This window comes from Streptomyces sp. SID14515 (genome assembly GCF_010548505.1).
Classification (GTDB): domain Bacteria; phylum Actinomycetota; class Actinomycetes; order Streptomycetales; family Streptomycetaceae; genus Streptomyces; species Streptomyces caviscabies.
The window spans coordinates 1-26,162 of record NZ_JAAGMH010000142.1; the positions used below are offsets into that span (position 1 = coordinate 1).

Annotated in this window: 20 protein-coding genes and 1 pseudogene; 13 read left to right on the forward strand and 8 right to left on the reverse strand. The window is 72.4% G+C overall.

The features are described from left to right. The 10 genes and pseudogenes from G3I54_RS39875 to G3I54_RS34090 form a co-directional block, all read left to right on the forward strand. Positions 1 to 122 (forward strand): annotated as a pseudogene (locus tag G3I54_RS39875) (tryptophan synthase subunit(beta)); the annotation flags it as partial. A 142-nt stretch (positions 123 to 264) separates the two neighbouring features. After that, a complete protein-coding gene (trpB, locus tag G3I54_RS34050) occupies positions 265 to 1,551 on the forward strand; it encodes a tryptophan synthase subunit beta (protein ID WP_164620560.1) in 1,287 nt (428 codons plus the stop codon). Further along, positions 1,548 to 2,360 (forward strand): tryptophan synthase subunit alpha, encoded by an 813-nt coding sequence (gene trpA / locus G3I54_RS34055; protein ID WP_164620562.1) that lies wholly within the window; start codon positions 1,548 to 1,550, stop codon positions 2,358 to 2,360. The genes trpB and trpA overlap by 4 nt, the downstream gene beginning before the upstream one ends. A gap of 75 nt (positions 2,361 to 2,435) precedes the next feature. Continuing rightward, on the forward strand, positions 2,436 to 3,263 hold the full coding sequence (locus tag G3I54_RS34060) for a thioredoxin domain-containing protein (RefSeq protein ID WP_164620564.1): 828 nt from the start codon (positions 2,436 to 2,438) through the stop codon (positions 3,261 to 3,263). A 117-nt stretch (positions 3,264 to 3,380) separates the two neighbouring features. Further along, positions 3,381 to 4,403: a prolipoprotein diacylglyceryl transferase gene (lgt, locus tag G3I54_RS34065; protein ID WP_164620566.1), complete on the forward strand. Its 1,023-nt coding sequence runs from the start codon at positions 3,381 to 3,383 to the stop codon at positions 4,401 to 4,403. Between the two features lie 283 nt (positions 4,404 to 4,686). Beyond that, positions 4,687 to 5,043 (forward strand): helix-turn-helix transcriptional regulator, encoded by a 357-nt coding sequence (locus tag G3I54_RS34070; protein ID WP_164620568.1) that lies wholly within the window; start codon positions 4,687 to 4,689, stop codon positions 5,041 to 5,043. A 69-nt stretch (positions 5,044 to 5,112) separates the two neighbouring features. After that, the gene (locus G3I54_RS34075; RefSeq protein ID WP_164620570.1) at positions 5,113 to 5,721 is read left to right on the forward strand and encodes a hypothetical protein; all 609 of its coding nucleotides are present in this window, start codon (positions 5,113 to 5,115) and stop codon (positions 5,719 to 5,721) included. Positions 5,722 to 5,854: 133 nt separating this feature from the next. Beyond that, positions 5,855 to 6,454 carry an SdpA family antimicrobial peptide system protein gene (locus G3I54_RS34080; RefSeq protein ID WP_164620572.1) on the forward strand — a complete coding sequence of 200 codons (600 nt, stop codon included), beginning with the start codon at positions 5,855 to 5,857 and terminating at the stop codon, positions 6,452 to 6,454. Next, positions 6,448 to 7,536 (forward strand): sporulation-delaying protein SdpB family protein, encoded by a 1,089-nt coding sequence (locus tag G3I54_RS34085; protein WP_164620582.1) that lies wholly within the window; start codon positions 6,448 to 6,450, stop codon positions 7,534 to 7,536. Before G3I54_RS34080 ends, G3I54_RS34085 begins: the two co-directional genes overlap by 7 nt. Positions 7,537 to 7,596: 60 nt before the next feature. Then, positions 7,597 to 8,346: a hypothetical protein gene (locus tag G3I54_RS34090; RefSeq protein WP_164620584.1), complete on the forward strand. Its 750-nt coding sequence runs from the start codon at positions 7,597 to 7,599 to the stop codon at positions 8,344 to 8,346. Positions 8,347 to 8,379: 33 nt separating this feature from the next. Here the strand turns inward: G3I54_RS34090 and G3I54_RS34095 are convergent, their stop codons facing one another. The 7 genes from G3I54_RS34095 to G3I54_RS34125 all read right to left on the reverse strand — a co-directional run bounded on the left by G3I54_RS34095 (position 8,380) and on the right by G3I54_RS34125 (position 16,289). Continuing rightward, positions 8,380 to 9,216: an aldolase/citrate lyase family protein gene (locus G3I54_RS34095; RefSeq protein ID WP_164620622.1), complete on the reverse strand. Its 837-nt coding sequence runs from the start codon at positions 9,214 to 9,216 to the stop codon at positions 8,380 to 8,382. A 26-nt stretch (positions 9,217 to 9,242) separates the two neighbouring features. Next, positions 9,243 to 10,466 carry a CoA transferase gene (locus G3I54_RS34100; protein ID WP_164620586.1) on the reverse strand — a complete coding sequence of 408 codons (1,224 nt, stop codon included), beginning with the start codon at positions 10,464 to 10,466 and terminating at the stop codon, positions 9,243 to 9,245. After that, the gene (gene rbsK / locus G3I54_RS34105; protein WP_164620588.1) at positions 10,463 to 11,353 is read right to left on the reverse strand and encodes a ribokinase; all 891 of its coding nucleotides are present in this window, start codon (positions 11,351 to 11,353) and stop codon (positions 10,463 to 10,465) included. Before rbsK ends, G3I54_RS34100 begins: the two co-directional genes overlap by 4 nt. After that, complete coding sequence (locus G3I54_RS34110) at positions 11,350 to 12,717, reverse strand: ADP-ribosylglycohydrolase family protein (RefSeq protein ID WP_164620590.1); 1,368 nt, start codon at positions 12,715 to 12,717, stop codon at positions 11,350 to 11,352. Before G3I54_RS34110 ends, rbsK begins: the two co-directional genes overlap by 4 nt. Continuing rightward, positions 12,714 to 13,910: an ADP-ribosylglycohydrolase family protein gene (locus G3I54_RS34115; protein WP_164620592.1), complete on the reverse strand. Its 1,197-nt coding sequence runs from the start codon at positions 13,908 to 13,910 to the stop codon at positions 12,714 to 12,716. The genes G3I54_RS34110 and G3I54_RS34115 overlap by 4 nt, the downstream gene beginning before the upstream one ends. Then, positions 13,834 to 15,084 carry an ADP-ribosylglycohydrolase family protein gene (locus G3I54_RS34120; RefSeq protein ID WP_164620624.1) on the reverse strand — a complete coding sequence of 417 codons (1,251 nt, stop codon included), beginning with the start codon at positions 15,082 to 15,084 and terminating at the stop codon, positions 13,834 to 13,836. Before G3I54_RS34120 ends, G3I54_RS34115 begins: the two co-directional genes overlap by 77 nt. A gap of 104 nt (positions 15,085 to 15,188) precedes the next feature. Further along, a complete protein-coding gene (locus G3I54_RS34125) occupies positions 15,189 to 16,289 on the reverse strand; it encodes an ADP-ribosylglycohydrolase family protein (protein WP_164620594.1) in 1,101 nt (366 codons plus the stop codon). Positions 16,290 to 16,563: 274 nt separating this feature from the next. Between G3I54_RS34125 and G3I54_RS34130 the strand changes: the two genes are divergently transcribed. Beyond that, positions 16,564 to 17,295, forward strand: a complete 732-nt coding sequence (locus tag G3I54_RS34130; protein WP_164620596.1) for a VIT1/CCC1 transporter family protein — start codon at positions 16,564 to 16,566, stop codon at positions 17,293 to 17,295. A 213-nt stretch (positions 17,296 to 17,508) separates the two neighbouring features. On the opposite strand, the gene G3I54_RS34135 is transcribed toward G3I54_RS34130, so the two are convergent. Then, positions 17,509 to 19,635, reverse strand: coding sequence for a VCBS repeat-containing protein (locus G3I54_RS34135; protein WP_164620598.1), 2,127 nt, complete (start codon positions 19,633 to 19,635; stop codon positions 17,509 to 17,511). Positions 19,636 to 20,134: 499 nt separating this feature from the next. Here G3I54_RS34135 and gltB point away from each other — a divergent pair, with 499 nt between their 5' ends. Both gltB and G3I54_RS34145 read left to right on the forward strand, forming a co-directional pair. Further along, positions 20,135 to 24,694, forward strand: a complete 4,560-nt coding sequence (gene gltB, locus G3I54_RS34140; RefSeq protein WP_164620600.1) for a glutamate synthase large subunit — start codon at positions 20,135 to 20,137, stop codon at positions 24,692 to 24,694. Continuing rightward, positions 24,687 to 26,147 (forward strand): glutamate synthase subunit beta, encoded by a 1,461-nt coding sequence (locus G3I54_RS34145; RefSeq protein ID WP_164620602.1) that lies wholly within the window; start codon positions 24,687 to 24,689, stop codon positions 26,145 to 26,147. Before gltB ends, G3I54_RS34145 begins: the two co-directional genes overlap by 8 nt. Positions 26,148 to 26,162 lie beyond the last annotated feature (15 nt).

The following is a 26,162-nucleotide window of genomic DNA, read 5'->3' on the forward strand; positions in this document are numbered from 1 at the left end:
GCAGGCCGCGCGGCTGCCGCGCACCCGCCCGGCGCGTGCACGGACGGCGCGTGCGGTACGTCATCGGCGACGAGCCCGGCCAGGTGAACGGGATGCGATGGCGCCCGGGGTCCGCGCAGTAGCGAGCCCCGGCCGACGTACCGCAGCACCCGCCCCATCTCGTACGTACGACCGCACCGCCCCGACCGCACGCCGGTCGCGGTGGCGCTCGCTGCTCCGCGCATACGGTGCATCCATCCGTTGCCATGCCAAGGAGCACGTCGCATGTCGTCCGACTTCTTCATTCCGGACCCCGAGGGTCTGATCCCCAGCGCCGAGGGCTATTTCGGCGCGTACGGCGGCAAGTTCATCCCGGAGGCGCTCGTCGCCGCCGTGGACGAGGTCGCCGTCGAGTACGACAAGGCCAAGGCCGACCCGGCCTTCGCCGCCGAGCTCAACGAGCTGATGGTCGACTACACCGGCCGGCCCAGCGCCCTGACCGAGGTGCCGCGCTTCGCCGAGCACGCGGGCGGCGCCCGGATCTTCCTCAAGCGCGAGGACCTGAACCACACCGGCTCGCACAAGATCAACAACGTGCTCGGCCAGGCGCTCCTCACCAAGCGCATGGGCAAGACCCGGGTCATCGCCGAGACCGGCGCCGGTCAGCACGGCGTCGCCACCGCGACCGCCTGCGCCCTCTTCGGCCTCGACTGCACCATCTACATGGGCGAGATCGACACCGAGCGCCAGGCGCTGAACGTCGCCCGGATGCGGATGCTCGGCGCCGAGGTCGTCGCCGTGAAGTCCGGTTCGCGGACCCTGAAGGACGCCATCAACGAGGCGTTCCGCGACTGGGTCGCCAATGTGGACCGTACGCACTACCTCTTCGGCACGGTCGCGGGCCCGCACCCCTTCCCGGCGATGGTCCGCGACTTCCACCGCGTCATCGGCGTCGAGGCCCGCCGCCAGATCCTGGAGCGCGCGGGCCGCCTCCCGGACGCGGCGGTCGCCTGCGTCGGCGGCGGCTCCAACGCCATCGGCCTCTTCCACGCCTTCATCCCCGACGCCGACGTCCGCCTGGTGGGCTGCGAGCCCGCGGGCCACGGGGTGGAGACCGGCGAGCACGCGGCGACCCTGACCGCGGGCGAGCCCGGCATCCTGCACGGCTCGCGCTCCTACGTGCTCCAGGACGACGAGGGCCAGATCACCGAGCCGTACTCCATCTCGGCGGGCCTCGACTACCCGGGCATCGGCCCGGAGCACTCCTACCTCAAGGACACCGGACGCGGCGAGTACCGCGCGGTCACCGACGACGCGGCCATGCAGGCACTGCGCCTGCTGTCGCGCACCGAGGGCATCATCCCGGCCATCGAGAGCGCCCACGCGCTCGCCGGTGCGCTGGAGCTCGGCAAGGAGCTCGGCAAGGACGGGCTGATCCTCATCAACCTGTCCGGCCGCGGTGACAAGGACATGGACACCGCCGCCCGCTACTTCGGGCTCTACGACACCGACGCCGCCGTCGAGGCGGACGCCGACAGCGACCGCGCCGAGATCGAGGGGGACGCCAAGTGAGCGGCAACATCGAGCTGTTGAACACCACCCTCGCCGACGCGAAGGCGGCGGACCGGGCGGCGCTCATCGCCTACCTCCCGGCGGGCTTCCCGACCGTCGACGGCGGCGTCGAAGCGGTCAAGGCCGTCATCGCGGGCGGCGCGGACGTCGTCGAGATCGGGCTGCCGCACAGCGACCCGGTCCTCGACGGGCCGGTCATCCAGACCGCCGACGACATCGCCCTGCGCGGCGGTGTCCGGATCGCCGACGTGATGCGCACGGTCCGTGAGGCGTACGAGGCCACCGGCGTCCCGATCCTGGTCATGACGTACTGGAACCCCATCGACCGCTACGGCGTCGAGCGCTTCACCGCCGAGCTGGCCGAGGCGGGCGGCGCCGGGTGCATCCTGCCCGACCTGCCGGTCCAGGAGTCCGCGCTGTGGCGCGAGCACGCCGAGAAGCACGGCCTCGCCACCGTGTTCGTCGTCGCCCCCAGCAGCCAGGACGCCCGCCTCGCCACCATCACGGCGGCCGGCAGCGGTTTCGTCTACGCGGCGTCGCTGATGGGCGTCACCGGCACCCGCGCCTCCGTCGGCGCCCAGGCCCAGGACCTGGTGGGACGCACCCGCGCCACCACCGACCTTCCGGTCTGCGTCGGCCTCGGCGTCTCCAACGCGGCACAGGCCGCCGAGGTCGCCGGGTTCGCGGACGGCGTGATCGTCGGCTCGGCCTTCGTGAAGGCCATGCTGGACGCCCCCGACGAGGCCGCCGGTCTCGCCGCCGTCCGCTCCCTGGCGGGCGAACTGGCCGAAGGCGTTCGAAAGCGCTGAGCCGTTGAATCACCCGAATGGGTGGATTGTGGACCGGGGAGGCGCGGAGGTGCCTCCCCGGTTCGTTCCCCGGGTGTGAGCGACAAGATCCCTGAGGGAAACAGAAGCGCGCGCGAGCGCCTGGCCCAGCAGCGCGAGCGGGAGAAGGGGCGCGAGAAGCGCCGCCGGACCCTGATCGTCGCCTCGGCCGTGGTCGGGGTGCTGGCCCTGGCCGCCGTGGTCGGCCTGATCGCGGCCAACGCCGGCAAGGACGACGGCGGCGACACCGCCTCCGGCCCCGCCATCGCCCCGTCGGGCGCGACCGGCGAGGACGCCCTGACCCTCCCGGTCGGCGCGGCCGACGCCCCGTCCACCCTCACCATCTGGGAGGACTTCCGCTGCCCGGTCTGCGCCCAGTTCGAGAACGCCTTCCGGGACACCGTCAAGGAGCTGGCGGACGAAGGCCAGGTCAAGGTGGAGTATCACCTGGCCACCATCATCGACGGCAACCTCGGCGGCACCGGCTCGCTGCGCGCCGCCAACGCCGCCGCCTGCGCCCAGGACGACGGCAAGTTCGCGCCGTACCACGACGTCCTCTTCAGCAACCAGCCTCCCGAGCCCGACGACGCCTTCGGCAAGAACAGCCGGCTGATCGAGCTGGCCGGGAAGGTCGAGGGGCTCGACACCCCGGGCTTCCGCAGCTGTGTGGAGGACGGCGAGCACGACAGCTGGGTCAAGAAGTCCGACACGGCGTTCCGCGAGGGCGGCTTCCAGGGCACGCCGACGGTGCTGCTCAACGGGGAGTCCGTCTTCCCGAGCAAGGGCGACGAGCAGATCTCCCCAGAGAATCTGAAGAAATGGGTCGCCGCGGCCAACAAGGGAAAGAAGCCGGGCACCGCCGCCCCGTCCGCGCCCGCTTCCTGAGCGGCCGGAGCACGCGGAGAGGCGGGGCGTACGGGGCCGTGACAGGGCCCTCGTTATCCAGACGTTGCCGGGTGGCTTGCCGTATGCACCACCCGGCAAGGTACCGTCGGTCTCGCCATGAACCTTGCCTCCATTCCCAGCCCGTCGAGCGGTGTCCTCGAAATCGGACCGTTCCCTCTGCGCGGCTACGCATTCGCGATCATTGTCGGGCTCTTCGTCGGCCTGTGGATTCTGAACCGCCGCTGGGTCGCCAGGGGAGGAAAGCACGGGACGAGCTGGGACATCGCCGTCTGGGCCATTCCCTTCGGGCTGCTCGGTGGCCGGCTCTACCACGTGATCACCGACTATCAGCTGTACTTCGGTGACAACCGTGACTGGGTCGACGCCTTCAAGGTCTGGGAAGGCGGTCTCGGCATCTGGGGCGCGGTCGCCCTGGGTGCGGTCGGCGCCTGGATCGGCTGCCGGCGGCGCGGTATCGCGCTGCCTCCCTTCGCCGACGCGGTGGCGCCCGCGCTCGCCGTGGCCCAGGCCTTCGGCCGCTGGGGCAACTGGTTCAACCAGGAGCTGTACGGCAAGCCCACCGACCTGCCGTGGGCCGTCGAGATCAGCGAAGGCGTGAACCGGGTCGCCGGGACCTACCACCCGACCTTCCTGTACGAATCGCTGTGGTGCGTCGGCGTCGCGCTGCTGGTCATGTGGGCGGACCGTCGTTTCCGGCTCGGCCACGGCCGGGCGTTCGCGCTGTACGTCGCCGCCTATTGCGCCGGGCGGGGCTGGATCGAGTACATGCGGGTCGACGAGGCGCACCACATCCTGGGGCTGCGCCTCAACGTGTGGACCGCGATCGTCGTCTTCACGCTCGCCGTCGTCTACATGGTGCTCTCCGCCCGGCTTCGTCCGGGCCGCGAGGAGGTCGTGGAGCCGGACGCCGAGGCCGAGACCGACACGCCAGCGAAGGACACGGACACGCCCGCGAACGGCACGGACGCCGACACCGAGGCCGACACGCCCGCGAAGGGCACGGACGCTTCAGCGGAAAGCTCCGCGGGTGATGCCGATGCCACGTCCGCGCCCAGCGACACGGAGGCCGTGCCCTCCGACGCCACCGACACCAAGGGGTCGATTTCACGCCAGCCCTAGGCGGCCCAAGTGGCGGCTGTCACGGGAGGGCACTCCTGGTGCGGATGAGGCTCCGCGCGACCGCCTCCCAGAGCCTCGACCTGTAACGACATGGTCGGACGAAGAACCCCGGAAGCCCGGTGAGGGCTCCCGGGGTTCTTGTGTGCCGGGCTCCTCGGACGAGGCCAGGAACCGATGGTTGGCCGGCCTGCGAATCTGGCGGCTGGTTTAGCATCGAGTGCTCTGAGTCGGCCGGGGGCGTGAGCCGTCGGCCGTTCTGAACGGCAAGTGAACGGGGGTTCAAATGCGCGTGGTTCAGGAATTTCAGGACATTGAGGTGGAATCCTCGCCGCCACTGCATCATTGCGGATGCGGAATTCTGCAAGGGGGCGGGGAAATCCCGGAACTCGACCTGCTCACAGCGCGGGAGAGGCAGGTTCTGGTCGCCCTGGGGGCCGGGGCATCCAATCGCATCCTGGCCCGGCATCTGGGAATCGCCGAACGAACGGTGAAAGGGCATATTTCCCACGTTCTGGAAAAATTGGGTCTGGTTTCGCGCATGGAGGCGGTCGCCATAGCCGTTCTCTGTCATCCTCAGCTCTGCTCTGCCGGACATGTCACCCCTCCCGAAAGTGCCGTAGCGGAAAGTGTCGTGGCCTGAGATCGTCTTCTGGCCAGTAAATCGGCACCCCGCAACGGGTATCGGATCTGTACGGAGGGAAACTCGCGCGTGAAGATTTCCAGCAAGAGAGTTGTCATGGGCACGGTGGCAGCCGTCGCGCTCGCCGGCCTGGGACCGGTCACGGCGTCCGCCGCGACCGAGAACGCACCCGCCGCCGCACCGACCGTCGGTGCGGTGGACGGCGAAGCCCTGTACGAAGGCCTGTTCTTCGGCCAGGGGGCGGTGGCGAAGGCGCACCCGGACCTGGTTCTCGCCCGCGGCAAGACGTCGTCGGCCGAGTCGGCGAAGGTGGCCGACACGGTGGTCGACGTGATCAAGGCCAAGGACAGCACCTTCTTCGACCGGTTCGGGTCGGAGATGCAGAGCGGTAGCGAGGTGCGGGTCAACCGCGTCCTCGCCGAGGCCAACAAGAGCACGGTCGCCGCGATGCGGGCCGAGTACGGTGCGCCCACCAAGGCGGAGGACAACCTCGGCGCCCAGTGCGTCGTCCTCGTCGTCGTTCTCGGTGTGGGCAACGTCGTGTACTTCGTGAACGCCTACGAGTCCGCGAACGTCGCCTACCAGGTCAACTGGGTCGACAGCGTCAGCCCGAAGGCCGGTGACACCATCAGCCGCGAGCGCTGGGTCCACCAGGCGGCCGGCGCGCTCAAGGCCTGACGGGACGGTAGCGGCCCGCCGCCGGGCGCCGGGCCGTGTGCTCCAACGAACGGAGATCAGGGCCGGCTCCTTCCGCGTGCGCGGGAGGGCCGGCCTCGATCCGCGGATCACGAGGCGAGGAAGGGAACGAACCGTGCCGGAGGAAGTTCGCCGGGTCGCAGCAGGCAAGGGGGAGCCCCCCGGCAACCAGGAGCGGATGGGGAAGCTGCTGATCGCCGTCGTCGCCTTCTGGACCCTGGTCGGTGGCTATGTGCTGCACACCCAGTTGCCCAGCAACGCCGTCCAGTTGCCCGGTCAGGCGGGAATGGAGCGGACCGTGCGCGTGGTGACGCCCCAGGGGTGGGCGTTCTTCACCAAGTCGCCGCGCGACGCCAAGATCGAGGTCTGGACTCGTGATTCCGGCGGACAGTGGCGCGACGCCCTGCTCGCACCGCATTCGGAAGCACGGAACGCATTCGGTCTCAATCGTCGGTCGCGGGCCCAGGGCGTCGAACTCGGACAGCTCCAGGCTCAGGTCAGGGCCGGCGACTGGAAAACCTGTGAGGACGGAGATCTGGCGCGGTGCCTGTCGTCATTCACGTCTCCGATCCACGTGGAGACCCCGGTACCCCGACCGCAACTGTGCGGGGCCGTGGGCGTCACCCAGCAGGACGTCCTGCCATGGGCCTGGTCCGATTCTGAAGGGGATATGGAAATGCCCGGAAAGGTGGCGGTCATGGAGGTCGCATGCTGATCGCCCGACTGGGTGCTTTCGCCTCCCGTGTGAGTTCCGTTTCGCCCTGGACCAATGTGTACGGAGTCGCCAGGACGCTCATCGCTCTCGGTACGCTCTCCACTCTGCTGGCCACCGGCACGGAATCCCTTTTCCTGCCGGCCCAGGGCGTCCCTGATTATCCCAAGTGCGAGGGCCCCTCCGCCATCGGCATTTACTGCGTGATGCCCGCGGAGAACCTGGGGCTCGCCCGACTGGTTTCCATTCTGGTGCTTCTCGTCGTGGCGTCCGGATGGCGGCCCCGGTACACCGCGATTCCGCACTGGTGGATCGCCTTCAGCTTCCAGGCGAACGTCACCGCCCCCGACGGCGGTGACCAGATCACCGCGGTGATGGCCCTGCTGATGATCCCGATCGCCCTCGGCGACGGCCGAACCTGGCACTGGGGCGCGGCGCCTGACCGGGGCGCGCCCGAAGGGCGCTCCCGCGGCTGGTCCCTCTACGCCTGGTCGGCGTCGGTCGTGATCCGGATCCAGGTGGCCGGGCTCTACTTCCAGTCGTCGGTGGCCAAGCTCAGCCACACCGAATGGGCCGACGGGACCTCGCTCTTCTACTGGCTTCGGGACCCCTACTTCGGGGCGCCGGGCTGGATCGCCCCGCTGACCGACGCGATCACCCGCACCAGCTATGGCGTCATCGCCCTCACCTGGGGGCCTCTGGTCATCGAGTTCGCGATGGTGCTCGGGCTCTTCGCCAAGCGGTCGGTCCGCCCGTACCTCCTGGCGGCAGGGCTGTCCCTGCACTTCTTCATCGGCCTGCTGATGGGCCTGGGCAGCTTCGCCTTCGCGATGTTCGGCTGCCTGGTGCTGCTGCTGCGTCCCCTGGACGAGCCCTTCGGCTGGGTCGATCGGCTGGCCGGACGGTGGCGCTCCACGGCCCTGGGGCAGAAGCTCGCCCGGGTCCCCGCAGGCGTCCGTACGGGTGCGGGAACCGTGCCCGCCGACCCGGAGGAGGCCGAAGCGCCGGAGAAGCAGCCGGTGCCCGCGGCGCGGAACGGCTCCCGCTCCGCCGTCCATCCGGCGACCGACCTCGCGAAGGGCTGATCCGGTGGTGGGCGCGCTCGTCGCGCGGGACGTCGGCTCCGGCGCCCGGGGCGCACCGCGGTGACCTGGGCCCTCATGGTGTCGAGCGCGCTCGCCACCGCGGTGGGTGTCGCCGCCGTCCTGTGGCAGCTCACCGGGAAGGACCGGTTCTACATCCTGCCCTTCTGCTGCGCGCTGGGCTCCAGCGCGCTGGTGAACCTGCTGGTGAAGGAACCGGCGGCCGAGGCGGTGGCGGCAGCCGGTTCCACCCGGGCCGAGGTGGCGCCCGCCTCGCCGCTCTGGTTCCTGGCCTTCGCGCTGCTCCTGCCGCCCGTCTCCGAAGAAGTGGTCAAGGCCCTGCCCGCGCTGCTGCCGAGGGTCAGGGCCCGCGCCACGCGGTCCTGGCTCCGGACCGGGCTGGCGCTGGGCTGCGGGTTCGGGGTGGGGGAGACCGGGTTCGTGGGCTGGGTCATCGTCAGGGCTGACGGGCACGGCCCCGACCTGGCGGGCTGGTGCGGCTATGCCATGGAACGGGCCGGCGCCTCGCTCGGGCACGGTGTGATGACCGCCCTGGTCCTGTGGGGCTTCGCCGGCCGCCGTCGACTGCTCGGCCTGCTCGCGGCGGTCGCCCTGCACACCGTGCTGAACCTCGTCGCCTTTCTCGACCAGCTGGTCCCGCTGCCCCCGATGGTGGTCGGCCTCTCCTTCCAGGCGGGCATGGCCCTGCTGCTCGGCGCCTTCGTGCTGCTCAAGCAGGCGGAGAGCCGTGAGGAGACCGCAGCGGGCCCCCCGGAGCAGCCGACGGAGGGCCAGGGCGGCCGGGCACCGTAGGCCCTCCGGGCGGCGGCAGTCCGACGGCACATCTCAGGACCGCCCGGCGATCGCCAGTGTGCGGCGGGCCGACGCCACCACCGCCGCGTCCACGAACCTCCCGTCCGGCAGCGCCAGCGCCCCCGCCTCCACCTCCGAAGCCGCGACGATCTCCTCCGCCGCCTCGATCTCCTCGGCCGTCGGCCGGAACGCCCGCTCGATCACCTCCAGCTGGCGCGGGTGGATCGCCGCCCGGCCCAGCAGCCCGAGCCCCCGCCCCCGTACGCATGACGCCCACAGCCCGTCCAGGTCCCGCACGTCCGGGAAGACCGACTGGGCGGGCGGCGGCAGCGCGGCCGCCCGGGCCGCCACCACCAGCCGGCTGCGCGACCAGTCGAGCCCCCGGTCCTCCCGTACGCCCAGATCGGCCCGCAGGTCCGCCTCGCCCAGCGCGATGCCCCGGACCGCCGGGTCGGCCGTGGCGATCGAGTACGCGTGCTCCATGGCGAGCGCCGACTCCAGCAGCGGATACAGCGGTACGCCGGGGGCCACCGCCGCCACATGGTGCACGGAGACCGCGTGGGTGATCTTGGGCAGCCGGAGACCGGACAGGCCCGGCAGCCCCGTCAGCGCCCGGATGTCGTCCTCGCCGTGCACCCGGACATGGACCGGTACGGCGTCCGGCGAGGCCGTCACCGGGTCCGCGAGGAGTTCGGCGGTGGCGGAGCGCGCGTACTCCTTACGGTCCGGGGCGACGGCGTCCTCCAGGTCGACGATCACCACGTCCGCCCCGCTGCCCAGCGCCTTGGTCACCACCTCCGGCCGGTCCCCGGGCACGTACAGCCAGGTCAGCGGCGGCCGACCGACGGGCGGCGGCGGGCCCTCGGGCAGCGGCGGGACCGATGCCGGCCGGCCGGTCACAGCGCCCCCTGGTCCCGCAGCGCCGCGATCCGGTTCTCCGAGAGGCCCAGCCCGGCCAGGATCTCGTCGGTGTCCGCGCCGTGCGGGCGGCCCGCCCAGCGGATCCCGCCCGGGGTCTGCGAGAGCCGGAAGAGGACGTTCTGCATCCGCAGCGGCCCCAGCTCCGGGTCGTCGACCTCGGCGATGGTGCCGAGCGCCCGGTACTGCGGGTCCTCCATCACTTCCCGTACGTCATGGATCGGCGCGACGGCCGCCTCCGCCTTCTCGAAGCCGTTGATCACCTCCTCGCGGCTGTGGCGGGAGATCCAGTGGCCGACCGCCCCGTCCAGCTCCTCGGTGTGCTCAGCCCGGGTGGTGCCCGCGCCGAACCAGGGCTCCTCGATCAGGTCCGGGCGGCCGACCAGGCGCATCACCCGCTCGGCGACGGACTGGGCGGAGGTGGAGACCGCGACCCAGTGGCCGTCGGCGGTGCGGTAGGTGTTGCGCGGGGCGTTGTTGCGGGAGCGGTTGCCGGTGCGCGGCTGGACATAGCCGAGCTGGTCGTACCAGAGCGGCTGCGGGCCCAGCACGGTCAGGATCGGCTCGATGATCGCCAGGTCCACCACCTGCCCCTCGCCCGTCTTCTCCCGCCCGGCGAGCGCGGCCATCACCGCGTACGCCGTGGCCAGTGCCGCGATGGAGTCGGCGAGCCCGAACGGCGGCAGCGTCGGCGGCCCGTCCGGCTCCCCGGTGATCGCGGCGAACCCGCTCATCGCCTCGGCGAGCGTCCCGAAGCCGGGGCGGTGGGCGTACGGCCCGAACTGGCCGAAGCCGGTGACCCGGGCCAGCACCAGACGCGGGTTGACGGCGTGCAGCTCCTCGGGGCCCAGACCCCAGCGTTCCAGGGTGCCGGGCCGGAAGTTCTCGACGATGACGTCCGTCTCGGCGGCCAGCCGCAGCAGCACGTCCCGGCCGCCGGGCGCGGACAGGTCGAGGGTGAGGGCGCGCTTGTTGCGGCCGAGCAGCTTCCACCACAGGCCGACCCCGTCCTTGGCGGGCCCGTGCCCGCGCGAGGGGTCCGGCTTACGGGGGTGCTCGACCTTGATCACATCGGCGCCGAAGTCCCCCAGCATGGTGGCCGCGAGCGGTCCGGCGAAGAGGGTGGCCAGGTCGATGACTTTCAGCCCGGTCAGCGGGCCTGCCGCTGTCGTAGGCGTCGGGCCTGCCGCTGTCGTGCTCATACGGTCTCCGCCTCGATCTCGCTCCGGTAGGGCATGGACGTGGACGCGCCGGGTTTCTGGACGCAGAGCGCGGCGGCCGAGGAGGCGAAGGCCAGCGCCTCGGCGACCGGCCGCCCCTCGCCGAGCGCCACCGCCAGCGACCCGACGAAGGTGTCCCCGGCCCCGGTCGTGTCGACGGCGTTCACCGAGGGAGCCTCGAAGAGCACCGGCTCGCCGCCCCGGGCCGCGTACAGGCAGCCCTTCGCACCGAGCGTGACGATGACCTCGGGCACCCGGCGCAGCAGGATCTGGGCGGCGGCGTGCGGTTCGGCCTGCCCGGACAGCTCGGCGGCCTCGTGCTCGTTGGGCACCAACAGGTCGATGTGGTCGAGGAGTTCGTCGGGCAGGGGCTGCACGGGGGCGGGGGTGAGGATGGTGCGGACGCCTTGGGCGCGGGCCGCCCGGCCTCCTTCGACGACGGCGGACAGCGGGAGTTCGAGCTGCATCAGCAGCAGATCGGCGGCGGCGATCGCCGCGATCTCCCCGGGCCCGAGCGCGGTCACCACGCCGTTGGCGCCGGGGATCACCACGATCGCGTTGGACCCGGTGTCGTCGACCACGATGTGCGCGGTGCCGCTGGGCCCCTCGGCGGTGTGCAGCAGGTCGGTGTCCACCCCGGCGTGTTCGAGGCCGTCGCGCAGCAGGGGCCCGTAGACGTCGTCGCCGATCGCGCCGATCATCGTCACCTCCCCGCCCGCGCGGGCGGCGGCGACGGCCTGGTTGGCGCCCTTGCCGCCGGGGATCGTCCGGAACTCCCGTCCGGTGACGGTCTCGCCGCGGCCGGGGGCGCGGGCCGTGTAGGCGACGAGGTCCATATTGGTGCTGCCGAGCACCGCGATACGGGTCATGGGCGCAGAGCCTCCTGGTGGGTCAGTGCGGCGAGGGTGTCGAACCCGGTCCGGTCGAAGCCGGGTACGGAGGTGGCGAGCCGGTTCTTCAGCGGGGCCGTCCACCGTTCGGGCAGGGCGTCCGGCCCGCCCGCCAGCAGTCCGGCCAGCGAGCCGGCGGTCGCCCCGTTGGAGTCGGTGTCCCAGCCCCCGGAGACCGCGCGGCCGATCGACCGGGTGAAGTCGCCGTCGGCGTGGGTGAGGGCGGCGGCCAGCAGCGCGGCGTTGGGCAGCACGTGCACCCAGTGGTGGGTGTCGGCGTACGCGGCGTGCAGCCGGTCCACGACCACGTCGAAGTCCCCTTCCGTACGGGCGGTCTCGATGCCGAGGCGGATCGCGCGGGCGTACCGCGAGTGCGGCGGCACCACCCGCAGCCCGGCGGCCAGGCAGCCGTGCACATCGCTCTCGCCGCCCGCCGCCACGGCCAGCGCGGCGGCGGTGAACATCGCGCCGTACACCCCGTTGCCGGTATGGGTGAGGACCGCGTCGCGGTGGGCCTGGGCGGCGGCCCCGGCCGGGTCGCCGGGGTGGGTCCAGCCGTGTACGTCGGCCCGGATCTGCGCGCCGATCCACTCCCGGAACGGGTTGCGGAAGCGAGCGGTCTCCGGCGGCTCGACGCCCGCGAGGAGGTTGCCGTACGCGATGCGCTCGGCGGTGAACGTCCGTCCGGCCGGCAGCTCGTCCAGCCAGAGCCGGGCGAGGTCGGCGGTGGTGAAGGACCGCCCGTGCCGCTGGAGCAACAGCAGGGTGAGGAGCGGGTAGTTGAGGTCGTCGTCCTCCGGCATGCCGTCGATGTTCTCGGCGAGCGAAGTGGAGGCCGAGCGGCGGTTCCAGGGGTGGGCGGCGAGCAGGTCGGCGGGCACGCCGCGTGCGGTGAACCAGGTGGTCAGCGGCCAGTTGCCGGCGGCGCGGGCCAGCGCCCGGATGCCGGTCAGCGGCAGCTTCTCGACCGGCTTGCCGAGCAGACAGCCCGCCGCCCGGCCCAGCCAGGCCGCGTGCAGCCGGTCCTGTCCGACGACGGGGGCGGCCTCGGATGGGCCCGGCCAGTGCGGGCAGGCGGCGACGATCGCGTCCAGGTCGGTGGGCTCGTCGGCGGCCGACGGCGATTCCAGCAGGGCGAGTTCGTCGAGGAGCCGCCCGGCCAGTGCGCGCAGTCGCGGCGGCGCGGGCGGTTCGGAGACGCCCGCGCGGTCCGGGGCGGGGGCGCCCCCGGCCGCGTACCACCGCTCCTCGATCTCCCGGGCGTCCCGGCCGTCCTGCGCGGCCTGCCGCAGCTCGTGTCCGACCAGGTCCTCCGGCTGCACCCAGGTGAGGCGGACGTTCATCGCGCACCGGCCAGCGCGGTGAACGCCTCCTCGTGGGCCCGGCGGCGCTCCAGATCCCGGGCGAAGACCTCCCGGGCGACCTCGGCCAGGGTCCGGGCGGGGGTGTGCAGGTCCAGCCGGCTCGCCTCCGCGACGGTGGCCGCCCAGTCGGCCGGGACGTCACCGCCGAGCGCGCCCACGATCGCCCCGCTCATCGTCGCGATGGAGTCGCAGTCCCGCCCGTAGTTCACCGAACCGAGCACCGTACGCCGGTAGTCGCCGCCCCCGACCAGCAACATCCCGAGTGCGACGGGCAGTTCCTCGATGGCGTGCAGCCGGGAGGGGCGGCGGGCGCCGAGCGAGGGGGCCCGGTAGTCGGGGCCGACCGTGTCGAAGGGCTCCACGGCCGCCCGCAGCGGGGCGAGCGCGGACTCGAAGTCGTCGTGGCGCACGGCCACTTCGCAGACCGCCTCGATCGCGGAGCGGGTGCCGTCCTTGGCCAGGGCGAGCGCGGCGTCGACCACCGCCTTCGGCGTCGCGCCCGGGCGGCACGCGGCGGCGACGGCGGCCGCGAAGACCCCGGCGGCCTCCCGGCCGTAGGAGGACTGGTGCGGGGCCGCGACCTCCAGCGCCTCGGCGTACGCGGCCCGCGGGTGACCGGCGTTGACCAGGCCGACCGGGGCCATGTACATCGCCGCCCCGCAGTTGACGATGTTGCCCGCCCCGGCCTCGCGCGGGTCGACGTGCCCGTAGTGCAGCCGGGCCACGATCCACTTCTCCGCCAGGAAGATCCGCTGGAGCGGCAGCGCCTCGGCCTCCAGCTCCGGGATCCAGCGCGGGGAGAGCAGATCCGGTACGAGATGGTCCGCGACGGCGTACGCGTCGAGATGGTCGCGGACCCGGTCGTAGACCCGGATCAGCGCGTGGGTCATCAGGGTGTCGTCGGTGACGTGTCCGTCGCCCTTGTGGTACGGCGCGATGGGGCGCGCGGTACGCCAGTCCTCGCCATACCAGGGGCCGACGATCCCGGTCACCCGGCCGCCGTGGCGCTCGGCGATCTGCTCGGGCGTCCAGCCCTCGACCGGGCCGCCGAGCGCGTCGCCGACGGCGGCTCCGACGAGGGCCCGGGTGATCCGGTCATCGAGTCCGGGAGGGGACGGGGGCGTCGAGGAGGCGGGGACGGGCTCGGCTGCCGTGGCCGTTGTGGGCGTCATGCCGGAATTGTCCACCCGGGGTGGCCGGTTCCGTGGCTGCCAGCAGCCCGGCGAGTTCGATCAGGTCCGTGCCCGCGAGCCGGGGCAGCGCGCAGCCCGCCAGCGTGCGGCAGGCCTCGCGCCAGCCCGCGGGTACGGCGGTGACCGAGCCGACCGCCCCGGTCAGCGCACCGGCCAGGGCGGGCGCGGAGTCCGCGACCCGGGACAGGCAGGCGGCGGCCGGGAGTGCCTGGGCGATCTCGCCCCGGGCGGCGGTGGTGAGGGCCAGGGCGACCGGCACGGTCTCCGCCGCGGCGATCCCGTAGCTGTAGACGTGGTCCACGATCTGGTGCTCCAGCACCGGGACCAGGGCGAACGCCCCGGCCGGCTCGTCCGCGAACTCCCGGGCCAGGCGGACCGCGTGCACGGCGTTGCGGGCGATCTCGGTGCCCTCGGGCAGCTGGGCGAGGGCCGCGTTCACCACCGCCTCGACGTCCGCCCCCGCCAGCGCCACGGCGACCGCCGCCGCCATGGCCCGCGCCCCGTGCACCCCGTCGCCGTCCTGGGTGTAGCGGGCGTCGAACTCGGCGAGCGCGGCCGCCTCCTCCGGGGCGCCCGGGTGGACCACGGCGAGCACGGCGGCCCGTACGCACGCGGCGTCGTCGAAGTAGTGCGGGTTGTCGTGCCCGGTGGCGGGCGGCCGCAGCCCGGCGGCCAGGTTGCCGAGCCCGGCCCGTACCGAGATCCGGGCCCGCAGCGGAAGCACCGCGGCCTCGACCTCGGGGGCCCGGGCGCTGGCGGCGGCGACGGTGGCGGCCAGCGCGTTCCAGGCCCGGTCGACCGCGTCCCGCATCCGGCGGCCGGGGGCCAGGCCCACCGCGTCGTCGGCCGCCGCCGCCAGTACCGTACGGGCGGCGAACGCGGCCCACTCGGCGTCGTCGGACGGGCCGAGCCGCAGCGGCTCGGGCGGCTGGTTGAGCGCGATGGGCACCGGGAGCGTGGTGGTGGCGTTCTGCTCGGCGAAGGTGTCCAGCTCCCGGGTGAGCCGCCGGGTCCACTCGGGCATCCGGGCCGCCCGGTGCCGCGCGGCGGGCCACCCGGCGGCATCGCCCGCCGCCAGCCCGAGCAGCAGCCCCTCGATCCGGGCACGGCGGGAGGGCGCGGGGGCCCCGGCGGCCTGGTGCGCCGCGGGCATCGCCACCTCTCCCGTGGGGGTCGTCGCCGGGTGGCTCCTGACCGTTCCGCCGGTCGCGGCCGTCGTGGGCGCCCCCGGGGCCCCGGCCGCCTTGCGCGCTGTGGTCATCGCCGCTCCTCCCGTACGGGCTCGAAGGAGGCGGCCACCGACGCCATGTCCCGTACGGCCGACGGCTCGCGACCGCCGCCCCGCTCCTGCGGACTCTCCGCCGCCCCGGCCGCTCCTGGATCGTCCGGGGTCAGCAGCTCCGCGATGTCCAGCACGTGGTAGCCGCGCATCGAGGGCAGACAGCTGCCCCGGACCGGGCCGATCGCGCCCGCCCAGTCCGGCGGAATGGCGCTCTCCCCGTGCAGCGCCCCGGCCAGGGCGCCCGCCACCGCCGCCGTCGTGTCCGCGTCGCGGCCCATGTTGACGGCCGTGAGCACCGCCGTCCGGAAGTCCCCGCGCGCCGCCGTGAACGCCCCGAACGCCAGGCCCACCGCCTCCGGCGCGAGGTCCGTCCACGGGTAGCCGGCGATCACCACCGCCGAGCGCACCGCCCGCTCCATCGTGAGCCGGTCGGGGTAGGGCCGCTGGGCCGCCGCCACCGCCCGGCGCAGCGACCGGGCGGTCCAGGAGTCCATCGGGACCACTGAGAGCGCGGCCGCGATCACCGATGCGAGGCCCGAGCCCACCATCGCCGCGGCCACCCCGGCCGCCACCGCCTGGCCCCCGTAGATCCCCTCGCCCTCGTGGCTGACCCGGCCGTCCACCGCGACCAGCCGGGCCGCCTCGGCGGGGCGGCCCGCCGCGAACACCCCGAAGGGGGCCGCCCGCATCGCGAGCCCGTCGCTCCAGGCGTGCCGGTGCTGGGCCGAGATCGGTGCGGCCAGGCCCCGGCGCAGATTCTCCAGGGTGCCGCGCTCGCTGAACCCGGCGCCCCGGAACGGGCCCTCGTCCAGATCGGCGATCCAGTGGTGCCAGGCCCGCTCCACATGGGAGACGTCGAGCGCCGAGCCGTGCCGGGCCAGCAGCAGCCCGGAGAAGATCGCGTATTCCGTGTCGTCGGTGCCCGCCGGGTCATCGCTCACGAAGCCCTCGATCCGCCCCCAGCGGCGGCGGATCTCGGAGGGCCGCAGGTTCTCCGCCGGGGCGCCGAGCGCGTCCCCGACCGCCAGTCCCAGCAGCGCACCCCTGGCCCGGTCATCGCCGACGGCCGTGTCCATCGCGTCGCCCTTCCGCTCGTCCGGCGAGTCCGTATCCGGGCCCTGTCCGTATCTGTGCCACGCGGAGGGCGGTCGAAGGCGGGAACGCGCCGGAAAAGGGCCACTCGGATGACCCGGCCGGATAGCTGAGGCTGGCCTTTCTTCGCAGGTCAGAGCGGTGGTAAGGCAGGCCTGCCTTGCTGGCGGAGGTCGCCCGACCGGCGTACTTTGGACTTCGTCGAAAGTTGTACTGGATACGGTACTGAAGGTTGTACCGGATGGGGAGAAGCGCACCGTGGCCATCATCGAGACCGACGCCGTCCTGCACGAGGCGCACCGGGACAACCACACCCACCGGGATGTGAACGGCGGCTGGCTGCGCCCCGCCGTCTTCGGCGCGATGGACGGTCTGGTCTCCAACCTCGCCCTGATGACCGGGGTCGCGGGCGGTGCGGTCTCCCAGCAGACCATAGTGATCACCGGCCTGGCCGGGCTCGCGGCCGGGGCCTTCTCCATGGCGGCGGGCGAGTACACCTCCGTCGCCTCGCAGCGTGAACTGGTCGAGGCCGAGCTGGACGTCGAGCGCCGCGAACTCCGTAAGCACCCCAAGGACGAGATGGCGGAGCTGGCCGCGCTCTACGAGTCCCGGGGCGTGGACGCCCCGCTGGCCCGCGAGGTCGCCCGACAGCTGTCGCGCGACCCGGAGCAGGCGCTGGAGATTCACGCCCGCGAGGAGCTCGGCATCGACCCGAGCGATCTGCCCTCGCCGCTGGTGGCCGCCGTCTCCTCCTTCGGCGCCTTCGCGCTCGGCGCCCTGCTGCCCGTCCTGCCCTACCTCCTCGGCGCGAGCGCCCTGTGGCCCTCGGTGCTCCTCGCACTCCTCGGCCTCTTCGGCTGCGGCGCGGTGGTGGCCCGGGTGACGGCCCGCAGCTGGTGGTTCAGCGGACTGCGCCAGCTCGCCCTCGGCGGCGCGGCGGCGGCCCTGACGTACGGGCTCGGCACGCTGTTCGGCGTGGCGGTCGGCTGATTCCGGAGCGGCCTCACCGGTCGGCGCGACGGGCGTTGCGCGGCGTACGGGATTCTCGCGCCGTACGGCATTCCGCGGCGCACCGGTTGCTCCGACGGCCAGGCCGGCCCGGTGGCCAGGCCACTCCGGTGTACGGCGAAGGCGCGGCCCGCCCCGGGCCGTGCCTTCGCCGTACCCGCGCGCGATCGATACCCGCGTGATCGTTCGCGGTCGCTACCGGATGCCGGCGAAGCTCTTCCAGCCGGTGCCGATCTTGACCCCCGCGCCGATGCTCCCCGTGCCGTCGCCGGCGTACCGGTAGAGGTCGCCGCCCGTCGTACGGCCCAGGAGGTCGTCCTTGCCGTCGCCGGTGAGGTCGCCGATGCCGACGATGTCCGCCATCCCGCCCCAGCCGGTGCCGATCTTCACACCGTTGCCGATGGTGCCCTTGCCGGTCCCGTCGTAGCGGAAGAGGTCGCCGGCGGCGGTGCGGGCGACGAGGTCGGCGTGCTGGTCGCCGTTGAGGTCGCCCGCGCCGACGATGGTCAGGTTCTTCCAGCCGTTGCCGATCTTTCCGGTGCGGGTGAGGCCGCCGCCGGCGGTGCCCGCGTACAGGTAGAGGTCGCCGGTCGCGGTCTCCCGGGCCACCAGGTCGGGCCGGCCGTCCGCGGTGAAGTCGCCGGAGCCGGTCAGGCCGTCGAAGGACTTCCAGCCACTGCCGATCTTCGTCGCCGGCCCCTGGGGCGTGACGACGCGGCCCCGCTGCGGGCTGTGGCGGAACAGGTCGCCCGCGCTGTTCGTCACCAGGGTGTCGTTCGCCCCGTCGCCGTCGAGGTCCCCGAAGGGGATAAGCGTGGACGTCGTGGGCCAGGTCCCGCCGTCGGCGGTGCCCGGCAGCTTCCCCGCCGCGTCGCCCTGGTACACGCGCAGCGAGCCGTTCGCCGCCCGTGCGTAGAGGTCCGGGAAGCCGTCGTCGCCGACGTGGTCCCGGTGCGTCGGCTTCGCCGCCCCGGTGGCCGTCGCCCAGACCTGCTCGATCGGGTAGTAGTCACTCGTCGTGCCGAGCCGCTTGTTCCATACGGCGACCGCGCTGCCGTCCGGGCCTGCGGCGACGGAACCCTCCGTGTGGAGGTCGGCCCGACCCACGTACAGGGGCTTGGGCCAGGCGCCGTCCGAGCGGACCAGCGCCCACAGGTCGCCTTCGTAGGTCGTCCACATGACCGCGAGCGAGCCGTCCCGGCCGACATCGGGGACCCAGAACCTGGACGCCTCGCTCTTCCGGACCACGGTGCGGGTCGGCGACCACGTGCCGTTCACCGCGCGGGTCGCCGTCCGGAGCTGGGAGCCCTCGAATTCCCAGAAGGCCGTCACCCGGCCGTCCGATTCGAGCTGCGGCGGCACGGAGGAGTTCCTGCCCTCGTCGGCGGGGAGGTACTCGGTCCGGCCCCACGTCGTGCTGCCGGCCGGGCGGTGGACGAAGGGGCGGGTGGAAGAGCCTCCCCGCCAGCTGACCAGGGCCGTACCGTCGTCCGCCGCCTGCACATCGAGTTCGCCCGGGTTCGAGCCGCCGGTGCTGATGGCCTCCGGGGCGCTCCAGTCGGCCGAGCCGGCCGCCCGGGTCGACACCCGCAGTGCCGCCGGTCCGGAGATGTCGGCCTGCCACGCCACGGTCACCGCGCCGTCACCCGCCGCTGCCGCCCGCAGTTCGTAGGCGGACCCGGTGCCGATCTGCACCGCATCCGACCAGGCGGCCCCCCGCTCGGCCAGATCGGAGGCGAACACCCCCACGTCGCTCTCGTCCTCCCCGGGGGTCGGGTTGCCGTTCCAGACGGCGGTGAGGCGGCCGCCGGGGCCGCTCACCAGCATGAGGTCGTGCCCGAAGAGCGCGGACGTGATCGGCGCGGGCGCCGTCCAGGCCTCGGCGCCGGGCAGCAGCGTCGAGGTGCTGTGCGAGTCGAAGCGGTCCGATGTGAAGCGGTCCCAGGCGACGGTGGCGGAGCCGTCCCGGCCGGTGACCAGGTACACGCCGGAAACGCGCTGTTGACCGGCGGCGATCCGGACCGGAGCGCTCCACGCGGTGGCACCGGCCTTGCGGGTGGCGCCCCACAGCTCCTGAGGGCCGTCGTCCGTACCGCTGGTCCACACCGTGACGGCGGTGCCGTCCGAGGTGACCTTCACGCCCGCACCGGTATTGGCGCCGCCCGCGTCGGTGAGCGCCGCGGGCGTCCCCCACGGCCGCTCGGCGGCGAAGGCCGCCGGAGCCCCCAGGACGGCGGCCGTGGTGACGCCCGCCCCGACGACGCCGAGCGTCAGCGCGAGCGTGGGTACGAGAGCTGTGCCGATGGCCGTGGTCCGGCGCATGTGGTCCCCCCAGTTGTCCTGTTGTCCGTTGAACAAACGCCCTGAACCTAGCAAGGCGAAAGGGGCCCTACCAGCGACTTTTCCGTCTCGCCGGAGCCTGCGCCGGTGGCCCGGTGTGACGTACGTCGTGACGCGCACCTCTGGGCGGAGGGAGCGGGGCGGCCGTAAAATGGGACACTATGCAGCGCTACACATAAGTAGCCATTACTCGGCGGTTTCAATTCTGTGACCGCCGGGAAAGAGCCGTAGACACCGCAGGCAACGACGCCTGCTCTCTGCGGGTCCCCCGGGCGCCGATCGTTCCGACAGCGACCCACCCCCTGGTTCAAGCCGGTCACCTCTGGTCACCCAGTCACTTCCGGTCACCACGGTGTCCGCATGTTGGAACACGTCTTCCGCTTCTTGAGAAGCGCCCCATCATGTAACCTGCACGAAATTTCGCAGAGGGCCAACGTCGTCCCTCGGCACCGCAAATGCCACGACGACGACGGGAGAGCCGATGCGTATCGACGCCTGGTCGCCCATGGACGGTCGCCCCGCCCAGCAGGGGATGTACGACCCCCGTAACGAGCACGACGCCTGTGGCGTCGGGTTCGTGGCCACTCTGACCGGTGTGGCCAGCCATGAGCTGGTCGAGCAGGCGCTGACCGTACTGCGCAACCTCGAACACCGCGGCGCCACCGGCTCCGAGCCCGACTCCGGCGACGGCGCCGGCATCCTCTGCCAGGTCCCGGACGCCTTCCTGCGCGCCGAGACCCCTTTTGAACTTCCCGAGGCCGGCTCGTACGCCGTGGGCATCGCCTTCCTCCCCGCGGACGACTCCACCGAGGCCGTCCGGACGATCGAGGAGATCGCCGCGCAGGAGGGCCTGACGGTCCTCGGCTGGCGCGACGTCCCGGTCACCCCCGCACTTCTCGGCAACGGCGCCCGCGCCACCATGCCCGAGTTCCGCCAGGTCTTCGTCGCCGACGGCGAGTCCACCGGCATCGCCCTGGACCGCAAGGCGTTCGTCCTGCGCAAGCGTGCCGAGCGTGAGGCCGGGGTGTACTTCCCCTCGCTCTCCGCCCGCACCATCGTCTACAAGGGCATGCTCACCACCGGGCAGCTGGAGCCGTTCTTCCCGGACCTCTCCGACCGCCGCTTCGCCTCCACGGTCGCGCTGGTCCACTCCCGCTTCTCCACCAACACCTTCCCCAGCTGGCCGCTGGCCCACCCGTACCGCTTCGTCGCCCACAACGGCGAGATCAACACGGTCAAGGGCAATCGCAACTGGATGAAGGCCCGCGAGTCCCAGCTCGCCTCCGAGCTCTTCGGCCAGGCGCAGCTCGACCGGATCTTCCCCGTCTGCACCCCGGACGCCTCCGACTCGGCCTCCTTCGACGAGGTCCTGGAGCTGCTCCACCTCGGCGGGCGTTCGCTGCCGCACTCGGTGCTGATGATGGTCCCCGAGGCGTGGGAGAACCACGACTCGATGGACCCGGCCCGGCGCGCGTTCTACCAGTACCACGCCACGATGATGGAGCCCTGGGACGGCCCGGCCTGCGTCACCTTCACCGACGGCGTCCAGGTCGGCGCGGTCCTCGACCGCAACGGTCTGCGCCCCGGCCGCTACTGGGTCACCGACGACGGCCTCGTCGTGCTCTCCTCCGAGGTCGGCGTCCTGGACATCGACCCGGCGAAGGTCGTCCGCAAGGGCCGCCTCCAGCCCGGCAAGATGTTCCTCGTCGACACCGCCGAGCACCGCATCATCGAGGACGACGAGATCAAGGCGTCCCTCGCCGCCGAGCAGCCCTACCAGGAGTGGCTGGAGACCGGCGAGATCGGCCTCGGCGACCTGCCCGAGCGCGAGCACATCGTGCACACCCACGCCTCGGTCACCCGCCGCCAGCAGACCTTCGGCTACACCGAGGAAGAGCTCCGCGTCATCCTCGCGCCGATGGCCCGCACCGCCGGCGAGCCGCTCGGCTCCATGGGCACCGACTCGCCGATCGCCGCGCTCTCCGAGCGCCCCCGGCTGCTCTTCGACTACTTCACCCAGCTCTTCGCCCAGGTCACCAACCCGCCGCTGGACGCCATCCGCGAGGAGCTCGTCACCTCGCTGCGCTCCTCGCTCGGCCCGCAGGGCAACATCCTGGAGCCGACCGCCGCCGCGTGTCGCAGCGTCACGCTGCCCTTCCCGGTGATCGACAACGACGAGCTCGCCAAGCTGATACACATCAACGCCGACGGCGACATGCCGGGCATGAAGGCCGCCACCCTCGCCGGCCTCTACCGGGTCGGCGGCGGCGGCGAGGCCCTGGCCGCCCGGATCGAGGAGATCTGCGCCGAGGTCGACGCCGCCATAGAGGACGGCGCCCGCCTCATCGTCCTCTCCGACCGGCACTCCGACGCCGAGCACGCCCCGATCCCCTCGCTGCTGCTCACCTCCGCCGTCCACCACCACCTCATCCGCACCAAGCAGCGCACCCAGGTGGGCCTGCTGGTCGAGGCCGGGGACGTCCGCGAGGTCCACCACGTCGCGCTGCTCATCGGCTACGGCGCCGCCGCCGTCAACCCGTACCTCGCGATGGAGTCCGTCGAGGACCTGGTCCGCGCCGGCACCTTCATCGAGAACATCGAGGCCGAGCAGGCCATCCGGAACCTGATCTACGCCCTCGGCAAGGGCGTCCTGAAGGTCATGTCCAAGATGGGCATCTCCACCGTCGCCTCCTACCGCGGCGCCCAGGTCTTCGAGGCCGTCGGCCTGGACGAGGCCTTCGTCGCGACGTACTTCAACGGCACCGCCACCAAGATCGGCGGCGCCGGCCTGGACGTCATCGCCAAGGAGGTCGCCGCCCGGCACACCAAGGCGTACCCCGCATCCGGCATCGCGGCTTCGCACCGCGCGCTGGAGATCGGCGGCGAGTACCAGTGGCGGCGCGAGGGCGAACCGCACCTGTTCGACCCGGAGACGGTCTTCCGCCTCCAGCACGCCACCCGCAACCGCCGCTACGACATCTTCAAGCAGTACACGGAGCGGGTGAACGAGCAGTCCGAGCGCCTCATGACGCTCCGCGGCCTCTTCGGCTTCGACTCCGGCCGCGAGCCGATCTCCCTCGACGAGGTCGAGCCCGCATCCGAGATCGTCAAGCGCTTCTCCACCGGCGCCATGTCGTACGGCTCGATCTCCCGCGAGGCGCACGAGACGCTCGCCATCGCGATGAACCAGCTCGGCGGCAAGTCCAACACCGGCGAGGGCGGCGAGGACCCCGACCGCCTCTACGACCCGGCGCGCCGCTCCTCCATCAAGCAGGTCGCCTCCGGCCGCTTCGGAGTGACCAGCGAATACCTGGTCAACGCGGACGACATCCAGATCAAGATGGCCCAGGGCGCCAAGCCCGGCGAGGGCGGCCAGCTGCCCGGCCACAAGGTCTACCCGTGGGTCGCCAAGACGCGTCACTCGACGCCCGGCGTCGGCCTCATCTCGCCGCCGCCGCACCACGACATCTACTCCATCGAAGACCTCGCCCAGCTGATCCACGACCTCAAGAACGCCAACCCCGTGGCCCGTATCCACGTGAAGCTGGTCTCCGAGGTCGGCGTCGGCACGGTCGCCGCCGGTGTCTCCAAGGCCCACGCGGACGTCGTCCTCATCTCCGGCCACGACGGCGGAACCGGCGCCTCCCCGCTCACCTCGCTCAAGCACGCGGGCGGCCCCTGGGAGCTCGGCCTCGCCGAGACCCAGCAGACCCTGCTGCTCAACGGCCTGCGCGACCGCATCGTCGTGCAGACCGACGGCCAGCTCAAGACCGGCCGCGACGTCGTCATCGCCGCGCTGCTCGGCGCCGAGGAGTTCGGTTTCGCGACCGCGCCGCTCGTCGTCTCCGGCTGCGTCATGATGCGCGTCTGCCACCTGGACACCTGCCCGGTCGGCATCGCCACCCAGAACCCGGTCCTGCGCGACCGGTTCTCCGGCAAGGCCGAGTACATCGTCAACTTCTTCGAGTTCATCGCCGAAGAGGTCCGCGAGATCCTCGCCGAGCTGGGCTTCCGCTCCATCGAGGAGGCCGTCGGCCACGCCGAACTCCTCGACACCGACCGCGCGATCACCCACTGGAAGGCGCAGGGCCTGGACCTCGCCCCGCTCTTCCACGTGCCCGAGCTGCCCGAGGGCGCGGTCCGCCACCGCATCGTCGAGCAGGACCACGGTCTGACGAAGGCGCTCGACAACCAGCTGATCAAGCTGGCCGCCGACGCGCTCGGAGCCGAGAGCGCCGAGGCCGCCCAGCCGGTCCGCGCCCAGGTCGCGATCCGCAACATCAACCGCACCGTCGGCACCATGCTGGGCCACGAGGTGACCAAGAAGTTCGGTGGCCCGGGCCTGCCCGAGAACACCATCGACATCACCTTCACCGGCTCGGCCGGCCAGTCCTTCGGCGCGTTCGTGCCGCGCGGGGTCACCCTGCGCCTGGAGGGCGACGCCAACGACTACGTCGGCAAGGGCCTCTCCGGCGGCCGCGTGATCGTCCGGCCCGACCGGGGCGCCGACCACCTCGCCGAGTACTCCACCATCGCCGGCAACACCATCGGCTACGGAGCCACCGGCGGCGAGATCTTCCTGCGCGGCCGCACCGGCGAACGCTTCTGCGTCCGCAACTCCGGTGCGCTGGTCGTCTCCGAAGGCGTCGGCGACCACGGCTGCGAGTACATGACCGGCGGCCAGGCCGTCGTCCTCGGCGAGACCGGCCGCAACTTCGCCGCCGGTATGTCGGGCGGTGTCGCGTACGTCATCGACCTGAACCGCGACGACGTCAACGTCGGCAACCTCGGCGCGGTCGAGGAGCTGGACGACACCGACAGGCAGTGGCTGCACGACGTCGTGCGCCGCCACCACGAGGAGACCGGCTCCACCGTCGCCGAGAAGCTCCTCGCCGAGTGGGACACCGCGGTGGCCCGCTTCAGCAAGATCATCCCGTCCACGTACAAGGCAGTGCTCGCCGCCAAGGACGCCGCTGAGCTCGCCGGTCTCTCCGAGCAGGAGACCACCGAGAAGATGATGGAGGCGGCGACCCATGGCTGACCCCAAGGGCTTCCTGACCACCGGACGCGAGGTCGCGAAGACCCGCCCCGTGGCCGAGCGCGTCAAGGACTGGAACGAGGTCTACGTTCCGGGCTCGCTGCTCCCGATCATCAGCAAGCAGGCCGGCCGCTGCATGGACTGCGGCATCCCGTTCTGCCACAACGGCTGCCCGCTCGGAAACCTCATCCCCGAGTGGAACGACTACGCCTACCGCGAGGACTGGACCGCCGCTTCCGAGCGGCTGCACGCCACGAACAACTTCCCGGAGTTCACCGGGCGGCTGTGCCCGGCCCCCTGCGAGTCGGCGTGCGTGCTCGGCATCAACCAGCCCGCCGTCACCATCAAGAACGTCGAGGTCTCCATCATCGACAAGGCGTGGGACAGCGGCGACGTCACCCCGCAGCCGCCCGAGCGCCTCTCCGGCAAGACCGTCGCGGTCATCGGCTCGGGCCCGGCGGGACTCGCCGCCGCCCAGCAGCTGACCCGGGCCGGCCACACCGTCGTCGTCTACGAGCGCGCGGACCGCATCGGGGGCCTCCTCCGCTACGGCATCCCCGAGTTCAAGATGGAGAAGTCGCACATCAACCGCCGCATCGAGCAGATGCGTCTGGAGGGCACCAAGTTCCGTACGGAGGTGGAGATCGGCAAGGACATCGACGCCGCGAAGCTCCGCCGCCGCTACGACGCGGTCGTCATCGCGGCCGGCGCCACCGTCTCCCGCGACCTGCCGGTCCCCGGCCGTGAGCTGGGCGGCATCCACTTCGCGATGGAGTATCTGCCGCTCGCCAACAAGGTGCAGGAGGGCGACCTCACCGTCGCCCCGATCCACGCCGGCGGCAAGCACGTCGTCGTCATCGGCGGCGGCGACACCGGAGCCGACTGCGTGGGCACCGCCCACCGCCAGGGCGCGGCCTCCGTCACCCAGCTGGAGATCATGCCGAAGCCCGGCGAGGAGCGGAACGCCAACCAGCCGTGGCCGACCTTCCCGATGCTCTACAAGGTCACCTCCGCGCACGAGGAGGGCGGCGAGCGGGTCTACTCCGTCTCCACCACCCACTTCGAGGGCGACGAGGACGGAAACGTCGCGGCCCTCCACCTGGTCGAGGTCGAATTCAAGGACGGTAAGCTGGAGCAGAAGCCCGGCACGGAGCGGCGCATTCCCGCGCAGCTCGTCACCCTCGCCATGGGCTTCACCGGAACCGACCAGTCCAACGGTCTGGTCCAGCAGTTCGGCCTGGAGCTCGACCAGCGCGGCAACGTCGCCCGCGACGAGAACTACGCGACCAACGTCGACGGCGTCTATGTCGCCGGTGACGCGGGACGCGGCCAGTCGCTGATCGTGTGGGCCATCGCCGAGGGCCGCTCCGCCGCCCGCGGAGTGGACCGCTTCCTGACCGGGACCAGCGCCCTGCCGGCCCCGATCCGCCCGACGGACCGGTCCCTGCTGGTCTGAGCACCACCCGGGTTC

Bases quoted from the DNA above. Each gene is read 5' to 3' on its own strand.
- G3I54_RS34110 (WP_164620590.1), bottom strand. From the start codon at position 12,717: ATGAACGTCCGCCTCACCTGGGTGCAGCCGGAGGACCTGGTCGGACAC.
- G3I54_RS34135 (WP_164620598.1), bottom strand. From the start codon at position 19,635: ATGCGCCGGACCACGGCCATCGGCACAGCTCTCGTACCCACGCTCGCG.
- G3I54_RS34125 (WP_164620594.1), bottom strand. From the start codon at position 16,289: ATGGACACGGCCGTCGGCGATGACCGGGCCAGGGGTGCGCTGCTGGGA.
- G3I54_RS34120 (WP_164620624.1), bottom strand. From the start codon at position 15,084: ATGCCCGCGGCGCACCAGGCCGCCGGGGCCCCCGCGCCCTCCCGCCGT.
- G3I54_RS34070 (WP_164620568.1), top strand. From the start codon at position 4,687: ATGCGCGTGGTTCAGGAATTTCAGGACATTGAGGTGGAATCCTCGCCG.
- G3I54_RS34100 (WP_164620586.1), bottom strand. From the start codon at position 10,466: ATGAGCACGACAGCGGCAGGCCCGACGCCTACGACAGCGGCAGGCCCG.
- G3I54_RS34115 (WP_164620592.1), bottom strand. From the start codon at position 13,910: ATGACGCCCACAACGGCCACGGCAGCCGAGCCCGTCCCCGCCTCCTCG.
- gltB (WP_164620600.1), top strand. From the start codon at position 20,135: ATGCGTATCGACGCCTGGTCGCCCATGGACGGTCGCCCCGCCCAGCAG.
- lgt (WP_164620566.1), top strand. From the start codon at position 3,381: ATGAACCTTGCCTCCATTCCCAGCCCGTCGAGCGGTGTCCTCGAAATC.
- G3I54_RS34085 (WP_164620582.1), top strand. From the start codon at position 6,448: ATGCTGATCGCCCGACTGGGTGCTTTCGCCTCCCGTGTGAGTTCCGTT.
- trpB (WP_164620560.1), top strand. From the start codon at position 265: ATGTCGTCCGACTTCTTCATTCCGGACCCCGAGGGTCTGATCCCCAGC.
- rbsK (WP_164620588.1), bottom strand. From the start codon at position 11,353: ATGACCCGTATCGCGGTGCTCGGCAGCACCAATATGGACCTCGTCGCC.
- G3I54_RS34145 (WP_164620602.1), top strand. From the start codon at position 24,687: ATGGCTGACCCCAAGGGCTTCCTGACCACCGGACGCGAGGTCGCGAAG.